This window comes from Staphylococcus sp. EG-SA-15, assembly GCF_017151895.1.
Classification (GTDB): Bacteria; Bacillota; Bacilli; order Staphylococcales; family Staphylococcaceae; genus Staphylococcus; species Staphylococcus aureus.
In genome coordinates, this window is record NZ_JACVZN010000013.1 from 49,669 (window position 1) to 66,318 (window position 16,650).

The 16,650-nt window shown below is 35.0% G+C and carries 15 protein-coding genes; all 15 read right to left on the reverse strand.

What is annotated here, in order from left to right:
• Positions 1–6: 6 nt before the first annotated feature.
• Entirely contained in the window at positions 7–1,041 is a 1,035-nt protein-coding gene (nreB, locus tag IDG64_RS07635) for a nitrate respiration regulation sensor histidine kinase NreB (protein ID WP_000606546.1), read from the reverse strand.
• Between the two features lie 23 nt (positions 1,042–1,064).
• Complete coding sequence (nreA, locus tag IDG64_RS07640; RefSeq protein WP_000186933.1) at positions 1,065–1,517, reverse strand: nitrate respiration regulation accessory nitrate sensor NreA; 453 nt, start codon at positions 1,515–1,517, stop codon at positions 1,065–1,067.
• Between the two features lie 19 nt (positions 1,518–1,536).
• Positions 1,537–2,214: a respiratory nitrate reductase subunit gamma gene (gene narI / locus IDG64_RS07645; RefSeq protein ID WP_000934153.1), complete on the reverse strand. Its 678-nt coding sequence runs from the start codon at positions 2,212–2,214 to the stop codon at positions 1,537–1,539.
• The gene (gene narJ, locus IDG64_RS07650) at positions 2,207–2,782 is read right to left on the reverse strand and encodes a nitrate reductase molybdenum cofactor assembly chaperone (RefSeq protein ID WP_000606772.1); all 576 of its coding nucleotides are present in this window, start codon (positions 2,780–2,782) and stop codon (positions 2,207–2,209) included. The genes narI and narJ overlap by 8 nt, the downstream gene beginning before the upstream one ends.
• Positions 2,775–4,334: a nitrate reductase subunit beta gene (gene narH, locus IDG64_RS07655; protein ID WP_000692645.1), complete on the reverse strand. Its 1,560-nt coding sequence runs from the start codon at positions 4,332–4,334 to the stop codon at positions 2,775–2,777. Before narH ends, narJ begins: the two co-directional genes overlap by 8 nt.
• The gene (locus IDG64_RS07660; protein ID WP_000514402.1) at positions 4,324–8,013 is read right to left on the reverse strand and encodes a nitrate reductase subunit alpha; all 3,690 of its coding nucleotides are present in this window, start codon (positions 8,011–8,013) and stop codon (positions 4,324–4,326) included. The genes narH and IDG64_RS07660 overlap by 11 nt, the downstream gene beginning before the upstream one ends.
• A 308-nt stretch (positions 8,014–8,321) precedes the next feature.
• A complete protein-coding gene (cobA, locus tag IDG64_RS07665; protein WP_000109973.1) occupies positions 8,322–9,299 on the reverse strand; it encodes a uroporphyrinogen-III C-methyltransferase in 978 nt (325 codons plus the stop codon).
• Positions 9,290–9,604: a nitrite reductase small subunit NirD gene (gene nirD, locus IDG64_RS07670; protein ID WP_000448220.1), complete on the reverse strand. Its 315-nt coding sequence runs from the start codon at positions 9,602–9,604 to the stop codon at positions 9,290–9,292. Before nirD ends, cobA begins: the two co-directional genes overlap by 10 nt.
• Positions 9,605–9,607: 3 nt before the next feature.
• Positions 9,608–12,013 carry a nitrite reductase large subunit NirB gene (nirB, locus tag IDG64_RS07675; RefSeq protein ID WP_001118735.1) on the reverse strand — a complete coding sequence of 802 codons (2,406 nt, stop codon included), beginning with the start codon at positions 12,011–12,013 and terminating at the stop codon, positions 9,608–9,610.
• A gap of 65 nt (positions 12,014–12,078) precedes the next feature.
• Positions 12,079–12,810, reverse strand: coding sequence for a sirohydrochlorin chelatase (locus tag IDG64_RS07680; protein WP_001014065.1), 732 nt, complete (start codon positions 12,808–12,810; stop codon positions 12,079–12,081).
• 229 nt (positions 12,811–13,039) lie between these two features.
• Positions 13,040–13,576, reverse strand: a complete 537-nt coding sequence (locus IDG64_RS07685; RefSeq protein WP_000169317.1) for a GNAT family N-acetyltransferase — start codon at positions 13,574–13,576, stop codon at positions 13,040–13,042.
• 232 nt (positions 13,577–13,808) lie between these two features.
• Positions 13,809–14,633: a formate/nitrite transporter family protein gene (locus IDG64_RS07690; protein WP_000572040.1), complete on the reverse strand. Its 825-nt coding sequence runs from the start codon at positions 14,631–14,633 to the stop codon at positions 13,809–13,811.
• 216 nt (positions 14,634–14,849) lie between these two features.
• Positions 14,850–15,032 carry a hypothetical protein gene (locus tag IDG64_RS07695; RefSeq protein WP_000230294.1) on the reverse strand — a complete coding sequence of 61 codons (183 nt, stop codon included), beginning with the start codon at positions 15,030–15,032 and terminating at the stop codon, positions 14,850–14,852.
• An 83-nt stretch (positions 15,033–15,115) separates the two neighbouring features.
• Positions 15,116–15,583 (reverse strand): SRPBCC family protein, encoded by a 468-nt coding sequence (locus IDG64_RS07700; protein ID WP_000153346.1) that lies wholly within the window; start codon positions 15,581–15,583, stop codon positions 15,116–15,118.
• 185 nt (positions 15,584–15,768) lie between these two features.
• Positions 15,769–16,650 (reverse strand): metal ABC transporter solute-binding protein, Zn/Mn family (locus tag IDG64_RS07705; protein ID WP_206171298.1); only part of this gene is annotated, 882 nt, incomplete at its 5' end.

Genomic DNA, 16,650 nt, shown 5'->3' on the forward strand with positions numbered 1-16,650 from the left:
TATGTTTCAAATTGGAATGTTCAATGTAACATTGGTACCCTCACCAATTTTCGTTTCAATATTGACGCTACCGCTGACTAACTCAGCTCGCTCATTCATTCCATATAAACCGAGTCCAGAACCTTTAGGCTTAGAACTTGGATCAAAACCATTTCCCGCATCTATCACTTCTGCTACCAAATGGCGCCCAGTTTGACGGATACCTACATTTATTTCATTTACATCAGCGTATTTCAACGCATTTAGAATAGCTTCTTGCACTACTCGATAAACAACCGTTTCAATATCACTATCAAAGCGAGTATTTTTAATATTTGATGTATATATGATTTTTATTCCATAATTTTCTTCAAACTGTTTAAAATATGATTTAAAAGCTGCTTCAAGGCCTAGATCATCCAAAGAAGCGGGTCTTAATTCAACCGACATATTACGTATATCATCAATTAATTTAGCGACAATATATTCAATATTTTCTGCGTCTTCCAAAAGCTTAGTTGTATCTTCTTGATATTTTAATAATCTCAATTGAACATCTACATTGAGCATTTCTTGAATCACACTATCATGTAACTCTCTAGAAATTCGCTTTCTTTCATTTTCTTGGGCTGAGATTGTTTTACGCATCATACGTTGTTGATGTAATTTCTCTTGCTGTTCAATTTGTGATGAAACATTTTGAAGCGTAAATGCATGAATTCCCCTGTCTTGATCAATCAACTGATATGTTGCTGTAAATGGCATCACTTTTTGATCTTTCGTCTTCATAAATACTTGGAAATTCGTAGCTTGTACTTGCATCGATTCTAAGAAACAGTCTTTACATGATTGCACATCATAGGCATTTGTATACCCTTCACATCTGTGACAAATCGCATTCGCCACAGCACTGTAATTATCTTCTTCAGATAATATATCTTTAGCAGCATCATTCATTGCAATAATTTTACCGTTATCATCAGCAAAAACTATCTTTTCGATTGAATGCTCATAATATTTTTTCAATAAAGTATCTAACTGTATACTGTCCTCATTAATCATGACTTACACCCTAATTCATCTCATTATTTATCATCATTGAAAATACCAAACTTACGTTGAATATCATCATTATCAAATATTTTTGGTAAAGGACGACCATCTCTTTGACCAAATAATAGTACGCCATACACTTGATTCTTATACCAAAGCGGCACTGCTAAAACTGCTGTTAATGATTCGCTTAATAAAATTGGATAGTCAATCTTTTCTTCAGGCCCTAAAGCTAAACCAACATTGGCTATTACCATACGCTTTCCTGTTTTCATAACAGTTCCAGCTAATCCACGACCTTTTCTTAAAATAATCAATTTAAATCGATTATTTTTATTACCTGAAACATAGTGCCATTTTATTGGAGATGATGGTTTGTTAGATTCATAGAAAGCGATTGCCGCAAAATCATAACCCTCTTCTTTGCGTATTTTATCTAATGTCTCTTGAAATCTACGATCTTCAATTATTGCTTCTGGTGTCAAATCCTTTCACCTCTTATACTTACACTTTATTCTTACGGTAAATAATATATCTGCGATTTATATATGTCAAAGGTACACTCCAAACATGTACTAAACGTGTGAATGGCCAACAAGCCATAATAGTGAAACCTAATAATATATGAATTTTAAATGCAATTGGTACACCACTCATTAATGATGCATCTGGTTTCAACATAAATAATTGTCTAAACCAAATTGATAATGAAGTTCTATAGTTAAAATCTGGATGCTGTACGTTTGTTACTAATGTTGCATAACATCCCATAAATACAATAAGTAATAATAAGAAGTTAACAAAGATATCGGACGCTGAACTTAATCTGCGAATACTTTTCGTAGTAACACGTCTCGCTGTTAATAAAAACATCCCTACCAATGTAATTATACCAAAGATACTCCCTATATAAACAGCACCAATATGATATAAATGCTCAGACACACCGGCAGCATCCATCCATGATTTCGGTATTAATAATCCTACAACATGTCCAAAAAATACCGGAATAATACCTAAGTGAAATAATAAACTACCCCACATCAATCTTTTTCTTTCAATTAATTCACTAGATTTTGCTGTCCACGAAAATTTATCATAACGATAACGTGCAATATGACCTGCGACAAAGACAACTAAACATAAATACGGAAATATAACCCATAAAAACTGATTAAGCATGATGTTTCACTCCTTTTGGTGATGTCAAACATAATTTCAATGTTTTTCTAAGTGCTTGAATCACATAGGCATATGGATTGTTATCTTCACCAAGTACATTCGCCATCACATATGTTCCATCCTCAATAATCATAATGATTAATTGAATATTCTCTTCAGCTCTTGGATCATTTCGCCATTCTGCCACTTGCAAAAATTGAAGCATCAACGGTAGATAATCAGAAAGTTCATTATCTACCATTTCTAGTCCAAACATTTCATATAATACCTTTAATTTAGCTAACATTTGACCACGTTCTTTTTGCGTATCAAATTTGTTATACGTCATATATAATGGCGCTTTTTTCGTAAAATCAAATGTATCTGTATAAATCGCTTTGATTTCTGATAATGAAAATGTCATCATTACATTTCTAAATGCTACTAAATCTTCATATGCTGGATGATCTGTCGAAATTGTTTCTTCAAAAGTTTTTGGATGAAAAGTTAATTTTTCTGGAAAACATAACTGTTGTGCCATATATCCAAAACTTTCTTGATATTTTTTAAAATTATCGAAATTAATCACGGAAAATCCCTCCATAGAAATTCTCATTATAAATTTCTTGACCAGTTTTCCCTGAACCTACTGCAACACCACAGCCTTCACAGTTATCTCCAAAATGCTCGCCGCCATAATTGTATCCTGTACTACCTTGTGCGTGATACGTATCTAAATAGGTTTCTTTGTGTGATGTTGGAATAACAAATCGATCTTCATATTTAGCTAGTCCTAATAAACGATACATGTCTTTAGTTTGGCGCTCGGTTATACCTAATCGCTCTAATCGAGACGTGTCAAATGGCTGTTGAGTAACTTGAGATCTCATATAACTTCTCATCATTGCCATACGTTGTAGGGCTCCTTTTACTGGCTCTGTATCTCCTGCAGTGAAAATATTAGCTAAGTATTCAATAGGTAAACGCATTTCTTCAATGGCTGGGAAAATCGCATCTGGATTTTGAGTTGTATTTTTACCTTCAAAATAGCTCATAATTGGGCTAAGTGGTGGGCAATACCAAACCATCGGCATCGTTCTAAATTCAGGATGTAACGGAAATGCAAGTTTATATTCAATTGCTAACTTATAAATTGGAGAGTTTTGTGCAGCTTCAATCCAATCGTAACCAATACCATCTTTTTCAGCTTGAGCAATGACTTCTTCGTCAAATGGGTTTAAGAATATATCTAATTGTTTTTCATATAAATCTTTCTCGTCTACTGCTGAAGCTGCTTCATGAACTCGATCTGCATCATATAATAAAACACCTAAGTAACGCATACGTCCTGTACAAGTTTCAGAGCATACCGTAGGCATACCCGCCTCGATTCTCGGGAAACAGAAAGTACACTTTTCAGCTTTGTTCGTTTTCCAATTGAAGTAAACTTTCTTATATGGACAACCTGTCATACAGTAACGCCATCCACGACATGCGTCTTGGTCAACTAATACAATGCCATCTTCATCACGTTTATACATAGCACCTGAAGGACACGATGCAACGCAACTTGGATTCAAGCAATGTTCACATAAACGTGGTAAATACATCATAAAAGTTTCGTCAAATTGGAATTTAATATCTTCTTCTATTTTTTGGATGTTAGGATCTTTTGGACCTGTAACATGACCACCTGCTAAGTCATCTTCCCAGTTAGGTCCCCATTCAATTTCAATGTTATCCCCTGTAATTTCTGAATACGCTCTAGCAACTGGCGAATGCTTCCCTGATTTCGCAGTTGTTAAATGTTCATAATTATAGTTCCATGGTTCATAATAATCTTTTATTAATGGCATATCTGGGTTATAAAAAATTTTACCTAAAGCAATTTTTGAAATTCTACTTCCAGATTTTAATTCAAGTTTCCCTTTACGATTTAGTACCCAACCACCTTTGTAGTGTTCTTGGTCTTCCCAACGTTTCGGATACCCTACACCTGGCTTCGTTTCTACGTTGTTGAACCACATGTACTCAGCACCTGGACGATTTGTCCAAGTGTTTTTACATGTCACACTACACGTATGGCATCCTATGCATTTATCTAAATTTAATACCATCGCAACTTGCGCTTTAATCTTCAAGCCAATTAACCTCCTTCATCTTTCTAACTGCTACATATAAATCCCTTTGGTTCCCAATTGGTCCATAATAATTAAAGTGATAACTAATTTGTGCGTATCCTCCGACTAGTTGTGTTGGTTTCAAATGGATTCTAGTCGGCGCGTTGTGTGAACCACCACGTGTATCTGTAATTTCTGACCCAGGCGTTTGAATATGTTTATCTTGTGCATGATACATAAACATTGTACCTTTAGGCATACGATGCGAAATAACTGCTCTTGCCGTTACAACACCATTACGGTTATACACTTCTAGCCAATCATTATCTTGGATATCGTGTTTTTCAGCATCTTCATTTGATATCCAAACCGTTGGACCACCTCTAAATAGTGTCAACATATGCTTATTATCTTGATACATTGAGTGTATATTCCATTTTCCATGAGGCGTTAAATAACGCAGTACCAAAGCATCTGTACCACCTTTAATTTTCTTATCTCTATTCCCAAATACCATTGGCGGCAATGTCGGTTTATATACTGGTAAGCTCTCCCCAAATTGTTGGAAAACTTCGTGATCCACATAATAACTTTGACGTCCTGTTAATGTTCTAAAAGGTACTAGACGTTCTATATTCGTTGTAAATGGTGAATATCGTCGACCTTGTTTATTTGAACCTGGGAATACTGCTGTCGGTATTACTTCTCGTGGTTGTGAAGTTATATTTAAAAACGAAATTTTCTCAGCTGCACGTTCGCTAGAAATATCTTTTAACGGCATTCCAGTTTGTTCTTCGAGATCTTCATATGATTTTTGTGATAATTTACCATTCGTAGCAGATGAAATACTTAGTATTGCATCAGCTACATTACGTGCTGTATCAATACGTGGACGATTCGCTCTCACAGAATCATCATTTGTATCACTCCACGTACCTAACATACTTTTTAATTCTTCATATTGTTCACTGACACCGAAACTTACACCATGTGCTCCAACTTTCCCTTTTTCAAGTACAGGACCAAGCGTGACATATTTGTCGTAAATTTTAGTGTAGTCGCGTTCTACAATTGCAAAGTTAGGCATTGTACGTCCAGGTACCGCTTCAATTTCACCCTTCGACCAATCTTTCACTACGCCGTATGGTGTTGAAATTTCTTGCTTTGTATCATGACTAAGCGGAGTTGTCACAACATCTTTAAACGTTCCAGGTAAATAGTCTTTTGCCATTTCTGAAAATGCTTTTGCCAACGTTTTATAAATATCCCAGTCTGAACGCGATTCCCATAATGGATCAATAGCTGGATTAAAAGGATGTACATATGGATGCATATCTGTAGATGACAAATCATGCTTCTCATACCAAGTCGCTGCTGGCAAAACAATGTCAGAATATAAAGGTGTTGCTGTCATTCTGAAATCTAAAGAAACGACTAAATCTAATTTCCCTGTTGTTTCCTCACGCCACGTAATTTCTTCTGGCTTTTCATTTTCATTTGGTGTAGCTAATAACCCTGATTTTGTGCCAAGTAAATGCTTCATAAAGTATTCTTGACCTTTTGCAGAACTTGAGATTAGATTTGAGCGCCATATAAACAGTGATTTCGGATGATTCTTTTTCAAATCCGGATCTTCTATCGCAAATTGCGTTTGTTTTGACTTAACTTCATTTATCACTCGTTTTAAAATTGCTTCATTTGAATCTATACCTTCATCTTTAGCTTCTTCTGCAAACAACAAACTATTTTTATTAAATTGTGGATATGATGGTAACCAACCAAGTCTAGCTGCTAAAACATTATAATCAGCTGGATGTTGATGCTTTAACTCCTCTGTTTTAGCTAATGGAGATTTTAAACGATCTACATTTGACTCTTCATATTTCCATTGGTCTGTTGCAAAATAGAACCAACTTGTTCCGTTTTGCAAACGTGGTGGTCCTTGCCAGTCTTTCGCAAATGCGACAGTACTCCATCCTTCAATCGGACGACATTTTTCTTGTCCCACATAGTGAGCCCAACCGCCACCATTCACACCTTGACAGCCACATAACATAACTAAGTTTAAGATTGAACGATAAATCGTATCTGAGTTAAACCAATGGTTAATACCCGCACCCATGATAATCATTGAACGCCCTTCAGTATCGATAGCGTTTTGCGCAAATTCTTTCGCTACTTGAATGACAACACTTTGTTTTACGCCTGAAATGGCTTCTTGCCAAGCAGGTGTATATTTTGATTCTGCATCGTCGTATCCTTTTGATTCTAATTTATGATCAAAACGACGCACGCCATATTGACTTGCCATTAAGTCAAAAATTGTAGCAATACGGACTTTGTCACCATTTGCTAAAGTGACTTGTCGAGTTGGAATTGGACGATTGAATATCCCATCTCCATCACTATCAAAGTATGGGAATTGAATTGTTTCTAATTCGTATCCACCTTCTGCCATTGATAATGTAGGGTTAATTTTAGAACCATCTTCTGTTTCTAGTTTTAAGTTCCACTTCTTACCTTCTTCCCAACGTTGACCCATTGTGCCATTAGGTACTACTAAACTATCGCTGATTGCATCATGAATAACTGGCTTCCATTCGCCTTGCTCTGTTGTTTGACCTAAGTCACTCGCTCTTAAAAATCGACCCGCTTTATATCCATTTTCATCTTCATCCAGCATGATAAGAAACGGCATATCTGTATATTGTTTAGCGTAATTTATAAAGCGTTCATTAGGTTGATTAACATAATGTTCTTGTAAAATAACATGCGTCATTCCTTGTGCAATTGCAGCATCTGAACCAGGATTCGGTGCTAGCCAGTTATCTGCAAATTTCACATTTTCTGCGTAATCTGGTGCTACTGAAATGACTTTTGTACCTTTATAGCGGACTTCAGTCATAAAATGTGCATCCGGAGTACGTGTTAAAGGTACATTAGAGCCCCACATAATAATGTATGATGCGTTATACCAGTCACTTGATTCAGGCACATCTGTTTGCTCTCCCCAAATTTGTGGAGAGGCAGGTGGTAAATCTGCATACCAGTCATAAAAACTAAGCATTTCACCACCAAGCAAATTGATGAATCGAGCACCTGCTGCATAACTAATCATTGACATCGCTGGAATAGGTGTAAATCCTGCGATTCGATCTGGACCATATTTTTTTATTGTATACAGTAATTGTGCTGCGATTATCTCTGTAACGTCTTTCCAATTTGAACGCACGTGCCCTCCCATACCTCGGGCTTGCTTATATTGTTTGGCTTTGTCTTCATTTTCAACAATAGACGCCCATGCAGCAACGCGATTACCATTGTTTTCTTCTAATGCTTCAGTCCATAAATCCCAGAGTTTTCCACGAATATATGGATATTTGATTCGAAGCGGACTGTATTCATACCAAGAGAATGACGCACCTCGTGGACATCCTCTCGGTTCATATTCAGGCATATCCGGACCACAACTTGGATAGTCAGTTTGTTGATTTTCCCAGGTAATCACACCATTTTTCACAAATACTTTCCAAGAACATGAGCCTGTACAGTTAACACCATGTGTTGTTCTTACTTCTTTATCGTGGCTCCAACGTTCTCTGTACATTTTTTCCCATTCTCTACTTTTACTTTCTAGGATCGACCAATTCCCATTAAATTTTTCTGTTGGCTTAAAGAAATTCAATCCAAATTTTCCCATATTTATATCCTCCTACGTATAAAAATACGATGTGTAGATGTCGTGTTTTTAAATACTTTAAAATGCCCAAGACTATTGCTTTAATTAGATTGTACATTTTTTCACAAACATAAAATATTAGGGAATCACCTAATTACTTAAGGAATTTCCCTATCAATAACGGGATTTCATTGAAATAATACACAATCATGTATGGTCGTGCTTATTGCCAATCTAAATCGTTCAAATTTGGCACAACGACAAATAAGGCTTCAACACGAATATATTCTCTCGGTTGAAACCTTACTTATTCATTTATTTTTTATAAATTAGTGACATAACACTGTATTAGCATCTGCATGATCGGTTGAAATATATGTTACATTTTCTTGCTGCTTAATAAATGCATCATAGTAATCATATTGCGACGAATGATATGTGCCATTCGATGTATCATTTGGGTTTAGCAAACAGCCATAACCTTCGTCATATAAATGTTCACAGAGCATAAGGGCGTCATGTTTAGAACCACTTACTACATAAAATTGCTTCATAGGATCATATGATTTAGGAGTGTTTTCAGTATAACCAACAACTTCCCCAATAATACATATACCTGGTTTCGCCTCAATTGAATAGTGTTGCAATTTTGAAATAATATTACTTAAACGCCCCTTAACAACAAACTCGTTAAAACACGATGCTTGAAAGACAATCGCTATCGGGTAATCAATATCTGTGTATTGTTGTATCTGTGTGATAATTTTCCCTAAACGTTTTACCCCCATATAAATTGCTAACGTGCCACCATTCACTAAGGAATTGACATCCACTTCATTTTCTTCTGAATCTTTAAAGTGACCTGTAGAAAATGTCACACTTTTAGCAACTGTACGCATTGTCAAACCTGTCTGCATAGTAGCAACTGCTGCGCTCGCTGATGTCACCCCTGGTACAATTTCAAACGCAATATGATGTTCATTTAGTGTGTCGACTTCTTCTTGCACTCGTCCAAATATTGCTGGGTCGCCACCTTTAAGCCTCACAACCTTGTTATATCGACGTGCTGCTTCCACGATACATTCATTTATTTTTTCTTGCTGAATGTGTTTTGCATACGGCTTTTTACCAACATCGATAATTTCAGTAGTCAAATTCGCATATTGTAAAATTAACGGATTCACTAATCGATCATATAGAATGACATCCGCTTCACGTATTAAACGCTCAGCCTTTTTAGTCAAATAATTCGGATTACCTGGGCCCGCACCTATCAAGTAAACCTTGCCATATTCCTCTACAGACATATATATACGTTCCCGTCTGTAACTTCTACCTCATAAACATCTACACAACCTTCATCAGGTTCTTGAACAATACCTGTATTTAAATCAATTTTTTGATCGTGGAGCGGGCAAAATACATATTCCCCACTCACTGTCCCTTCAGACAATGGTCCTTGTTTGTGTGGACAGATATTGTGAATCGCATGAATTTTGCCACTTTCTGTTAAAAACAATCCTACCTCTTTGTCTTTGACAATAACCTTTTTTCCAATTAGGGGTGTTAATTCATCTATAGTTGTCACTTTAATTTTTTCTTTTGTTTCCATGTATTACACCTTCTCCACTTCAAAAATTTTACGTGCTTGCGCATTGCTAGTTATTGCTTCCCAAGGTTCAGCTTCGACTGCTTTTTTAGCATCCATAATGCGTTCAAATAGTTCATTTTGTCTTTCTGGGTCAAGTAAGACTTCTTTTACATTTTCAAATCCAAGTCTTCTTAACCATGGCGCTGTTCTTTCAGCATATATACCTGTTTCGCGATAATATTGCATCAAAGCACCACATAATTTGATTACTTCATCTTCTGTTTCTACAGTTGTTAAAAATTCAGCTTTTTCAACTTCTGTACCACCATTACCACCGATATAGATTTGGAATCCATTTTCAACTGAGATAATACCAAAATCTTTAACACCTGATTCAACACAACTTCTTGGGCAGCCTGATACACCCATTTTGAATTTATGAGGTGTATCGATGTATTCAAATGTTTTTTCTAAACGAATGCCAAGTCGTGTCGTGTATTGCGTACCAAATCGACAAAACTCTTTACCAACACAACTTTTAACTGAACGTGTTTTCTTACCATAAGCTGATGCTGAACGCATACCTAGGTCTTCCCATATATTTGGTAATTCTTCTTTTTTAACTCCATACAAACCAACACGTTGCGAACCTGTCACTTTAACTAGTGGCACATGATATTTCTTAGCCACTTCTCCTAGACGAATCAGTTGGTCTGCATCTGTAACACCCCCACGCATTTGAGGTATAACAGAAAATGTACCATCATTTTGAATATTCGCATGGTAACGTTCGTTAGCAAATCTTGATTCTCTTTCATCTTCATGATCATGTGGATAAACCATGTTTAAATAATAGTTGATTGCTGGTCGACATTTTGGACATCCACCTTTATTTTTAAAGTTTAAAACATGTCGAACTTCTTTAGATGTTTTTAAACCTTTCGCTCTTATTTGCGTTACAATTTGATCGCGTGTCAAATCAGTACAACCACATATACCAGCAGGTTTTGCGGCAACAAAGTCATCTCCTAAGGTGTGCTGCAATATTTGAGCAATTTGCGGTTTACATTTACCACATGAATTCCCCGCTTTTGTTTTAGCCGTTACTTCTTCAACTGTTGTAAAGCCATTTTCCGTAATCGCATTTACTATAGTACCTTTATCAACACCATTACAACCACAAATTGTTTCATCATCAGCCATATCAGCAATTGATAGCGATGCCTCTTCTCCACCTTTAGTAAGCAATGATACAAGTGTGTAATCTTCAGTGGATTCACCTTTTTTCATCATGTTATAAAAGCGTGAACCATCATCGATATCACCATATAGTACTGCACCAACTACATTACCGTCTTTTAAAAAGATTTTTTTATAGTTATTATCAACACTATTAAATATTTCAATACCTTTAATTTCTGCATTTTCTACAATTTGACCAGCACTATACAAGTCACACCCAGAAACTTTTAATGACGTAAATGTTGTTGATCCCTTGTATCCGTTCGTTTCTTTATTTGTTAAATGATCAGCTAATACTTTACCTTGTTCATATAGTGGTGCAACGAGTCCATAAACTTTGCCGTTATGTTCTGCACATTCACCAACTGCATATACATTGCTATCACTTGTTTGCATCACATCATTGACAACAATACCACGATTAACATCTAGACCTGATTCTTTGGCTACTTCTGTGTATGGTCGAATACCTACTGCCATAACAACTAAGTCTGCCGGAATCTCGCGTCCATCAGCCAATTTAACACCTTCAACATCATCTTCTCCTAAGATTTCAGTTGTGTTGGCTTGCATTTCAAACTTCATACCTTGCTTTTCTAGATCTGCTTGAAGCATATTTCCAGCTTTACGGTCTAGCTGCATTTCCATCAACCATTCAGCTAAATGTAACACCGTTACTTCCATACCTTGATCTAATAAACCACGTGCACACTCTAAACCTAGTAAGCCTCCACCAATTACAATTGCTTTCTTTTTAGTCTTAGCAATGTTCATCATTTGTTCAGTATCATCAATCGTTCTCCAACCAATTACACTCGGTAATGTCGAACCTGGAACTGGAATGACGAATGCTTTAGAACCTGTCGCAAAAATCAATTTATCGTATGATACTTCAATACCATTTGCAGTAGTAACTGATTGGTTTGCTCTATCTACTTCAATTACAGGATCATTTGTAATTAACTCGATACCATGTTCCTCATACCACTCATATGGATTCATAATTGTTTCTTCAACTGTCATTTTATTTTGTAAAATATTTGAAAGCATGATGCGGTTATAGTTTGGATAAGGTTCTTTACCTATTACCGTAATATCATATAAATCGTTGGCGCGCTCTAATATTTCTTCGATTGTTCGAATGCCCGCCATACCGTTACCAATCATTACTAGTTTTTGCTTTGCCATAAAATATGCCCCTTTACTCCATAATATTTATTTCAAAAAAAGGTATTAATTTTTCGTTAGTGCTTTTATATTTTCATTGGAATCATTAAGCTTTCTAATCTATCGTTAATGATTTGCTTTAAAATTGGGTCGAAGTTAATTGAAGGTGTGATGTGTATATCTGTATTAATAACCATGTCATTCATTTGCTGCTTCACTTTGTTAACAAGCCTTCCGTCGTATAAAAATAATGGTACGACAATCAATTTTTGATACCGTTTCGAGATGCTTTCTAAATCATGTGTAAAACTAATCTCTCCATATAGCGTTCTCGCATATGTCGGCTTGCTAATTTGCAAATTTTGAGTGCATATTTGTAACTCTTCGTGTGCCTTAGTAAACTTTCCATTAATATTGCCGTGTGCAACAACCATAACTCCAACTTGTTGTTCTTCACCTGCTAATGCGTCACAAATACGTTGTTCAATTAATCGTCTCATTAAAGGATGTGTGCCAAGTGGCTCGCTTACTTCTACCTTTATGTCTGGATACCGTCGTTTCATTTCATGAACGATATTCGGTATATCCTTGAGATAATGCATTGCACTAAAGATTAGCAATGGTACAATTTTAAAATGGTCAACCCCACTTTGAATCAACGTCGTCATTACCGTCTCTAAATCCTGATGCTCACTTTCTAAAAACGCAATATCATAGTGATGTATATCATCTTTTACTAATTCAGAAATAAATGCTTCTAACGCTTGATTCTGTCGTCCGTGCCTCATGCCATGTGCAACAATGATATTCCCATTCACATTTACCAACCCTTTCACACGTATTGTATACCAAATCATTTTGTTTTTGTGAAAAGAATCACATTATAATGTAAAATCAGGGAATTCCCTGATGCCTGTAGTCATGCATATTCCTTATACATTTTCCCTTTTTGTTAAATCAAAAAAAGCGACCGATATATGAATCCCTACTCAACATTTATTTGAGCAAGCATCAATATATCGGTCGCTTGTAGTGTATATTATTATCTTAAAATGGTGGTTGGCCTAATATTGTTTCGTCAAAGCGCTCGGGTATCAATACTTTGCGCATGATCACACCTAAATCGCCATCATCATTTTCATGTTCGCTGTATATTTCATAACCTCTTTTTTCATAAATTTTAAGTAACCACGGATGCAATCTTGCAGATGTACCTAAAGTAACTGCCGCTGACTTTAACGTATCTCGCAAAAATGCTTCTTCAACATAAGTAAGTAATTGGCTACCATAGCCTTTCCCTTCATACTCAGGATTTGTCGCAAACCACCAGACAAAAGGATAGCCCGAAATACTTTTCACACTTCCCCAAGGATATCTAACCGTAATCGTAGATATAATTTCATCATCAATTGTCATGACAAATGTAGTATTTTTATCTATATTTTCTTTAACAGCATCTAAATTAGCATTAACTGAAGGCCAATCAATACCTAGTTCTCTTAGAGGCGTAAATGCTTCATGCATGAGTTGTTGCAATTTTTCTGCATCTTGTTCACTTGCGAGTCGAATCATCGTTTTTGTCATATTAATCCCCACTCTTTTTTAAATGATTTAACCATATTTTATTTTTAAAATAAATATCCATCAAAGTGTATCAATAAATTTATCACATGTCAGAAAGTATGCTTCATCTGAATACACCAATACTCTCATGAAACTTATTAAAAATTACTCTCTCAACGTAAAAAACCATTCAAATTCATGAATGGTTTGGAAGAATGATTCATTGTTACGCTATTTAATCACTACATCTTAATTATTGTTGCTCTAAACGATTACGCTTACCATTTAAGAAAGCATAAACGAGACCTACAAAAATACCGCCACCGACAAAGTTACCTAAGAAAGCAAAAACGATATTTTTTAAAACGTGTAACCATGAAACTGCATCAAGGTTAAAGAATACCATACCTGCATATAGACCTGCATTGAACACAACGTGCTCATATCCCATGTATACAAAGACCACGACACCACAAGCTATGAAGAATGCCTTTGTTAAGCCGCCTTTGAATTGCATAGAGATGAAAATACCAATATTAATAAAGAAGTTACAGAAAATACCTTTTGTAAAAATATTCAACCATGTTGAATCAACAGTCTTTTTCTGAACTAAAGCTGTTAAAGCTTGTGTCATTTCAGGTGTCATGACATGCGCAAATTTCATTAAGAAAAATAACACAAACCCACCTAAAATATTTCCTAAGAAACAATATAATAAAATCCAAGTCATCTTCTTAACAGAAACGACTTTATAATACCAGCCTACTGTAAAGTACATGAAGTTACTTGTTAATAATTCAGAGTTAGTTAATACAACTAAAATCAAACCTAAACTAAACGCAATGGCTCCCATTAAATTGATAAGTCCATCTACGTGAGTACTCGCAAACTGCGTCTTTATTCCGAACATAAATACAGTAACGATTGAGAGTAAAAATCCGGCCATCATTGCTTTAAGCATATATCGGCCAGGTGTTTGCTGTACCATTACTTGCTTCATTTGTACTGAAGATGATATTGAATCAACAATTGCGCCTGTTGAATATGTATCTTCAACTGTTTTCTTATTTTCTATCACAGTACTTCCCCCATTTACTTTGATCAAATAAAATTTACTTTCTAATTATATTAGTAAATCAATGTAATTGATAGATTAAATTTCAGAAAAATCTTTTTATTCTCTCAAAAATGTAGTTTTCTTTCATAAAAACAGCGAGATAAATCGCGTGATTGGCTAATATCTTTATGATTTAAGATATTACGACGCTCATTTTATCTCGCTTTATGTAAAGTATTACTTATTCTTTTTTAAATTTGAAAAGTAATGTAAACCATATGCAAATACACTGTAACCAATTGCAGTACGTAAAATAAACCTTATAACTTTATTAGGTACACATTTTGACGTTACTGAAATAGAAGATAGTAGTGTTGTGAAAATATATAATATTAAAACTTTGATATAACGTTCTACCATCGAATCATCCCTCATTTTTATAATATTACAAGATTATTATAAACCGAATGAAACAAAAAAGTTTTTACATATTTTCAACAACTTTATTTCAATAATGCATCAAGTTGATCTAAAGTTTGATTCATACCTTGTTCAACACCCATGTTTATGACTTGTTGAGCGACTTCTTTTGTTGGAAATACCGATGTTGATGTCACTGTCGTTTTCGTTGTATTGCTCTTGGAAAATGACAAAGTAATTTTCATGCTTGGCATTTTTGTATCTTTTGCACCTTGAGGTGTCGCAAATGAGTCAATATATTCAATTAAATATGGACGCTTAACCGTTTTATATTCTGCTAATGTATAGCTGGTCATTGTAGGTGTTTTAATCGCATAAAATGCATCACCGCCTGAAACAGCATTAAAGCGAAACACTTTGGTACTAGCGTCTTTTGGATGAAACCATTTTTCAAATAATGCTTTTGTCGTATAGGCATCAAACACCTTTTCAATCGGTGCTTCTATCGTTCTTGAAAAAATAATTTTATTATCTTCAACTTTAATCGTCATCTTCCCACTCCCTATCTTTTATATTTACTCATCTTAACATGCATTGAGTAACATATGTTACCAAATCATTTGTTATAAACTATAGTAATATTAATCATTCCCTCTGTTGAAATTGATAACTACGAAATAAAAAACACACTCTATTCAGCTATTAACAGTTGAGTAGAGTGTGCAAACCTGTTGAATTAATGCGCTAACATTTCTTCTTTGATTTGGTCTTTATTTAATTTTGAAGGATAATATGTTGGCCAGTTATCCATTTCTTTTAATAACGCGTCATTATCATTACCCATAAAGATATGGAAGTGTTCTGCCTTTTTAGGTGCAATGTTGTGATCGCTAAATTGGATGAATTTCGGTAAGTCTTTATCATTACCATCGACCAATTTAAACATAAATCTCACGCCACGGTTACCTTTAGGATATTTCAATGTTTTCTTACCATTGTATTCATATTTACCAGTGTGTTTCTTACCATCTTTAGTAAATGTAATTTCATTTCCTTTTATATCAATGTTAGTAATATCAGTTTTATATCCTTTGTCATAATAAGCTTTTAAATCTTTAGCAGATTTCTTCGGATCATTTTCAGCTTTATGTTCCATCACTTCATCAAGCGTACCGTCTTTTAAGTAAGGGTAAACAGATTGCCATTCACCAGCATAATCGCTTAATTCACGGTCTTTAACTTGCTCATCTTTAAAATACCCATCAGAAATTGCTTTGTCATGTTTACTTTCAGCTTTGTCGTCTTTCACTTTAACACCACTGTCTAAAGCTTTACCGATATTTTCAATATTAGATTTCATTAATGATTGATACGTAATATTATCTTTTTTCTGTTGTTCTTTATTTAAAGACTCCATGTTGTAGAATTTTAAAGGCTTCGCATCTGTTTCTTTACGAATTGTTTCAGTCACTTTATTCGCAACATTATCTTCGTAAAGAATATATTTAGCATTGCTATCTCTAATTTCTTTAACAATTTTAGTTAATTCTTTTTGTGATGGATCTTCAGCATTCATGTTTTGAATACCTTTTTGAACAAAACCATAACGATCAGCTAA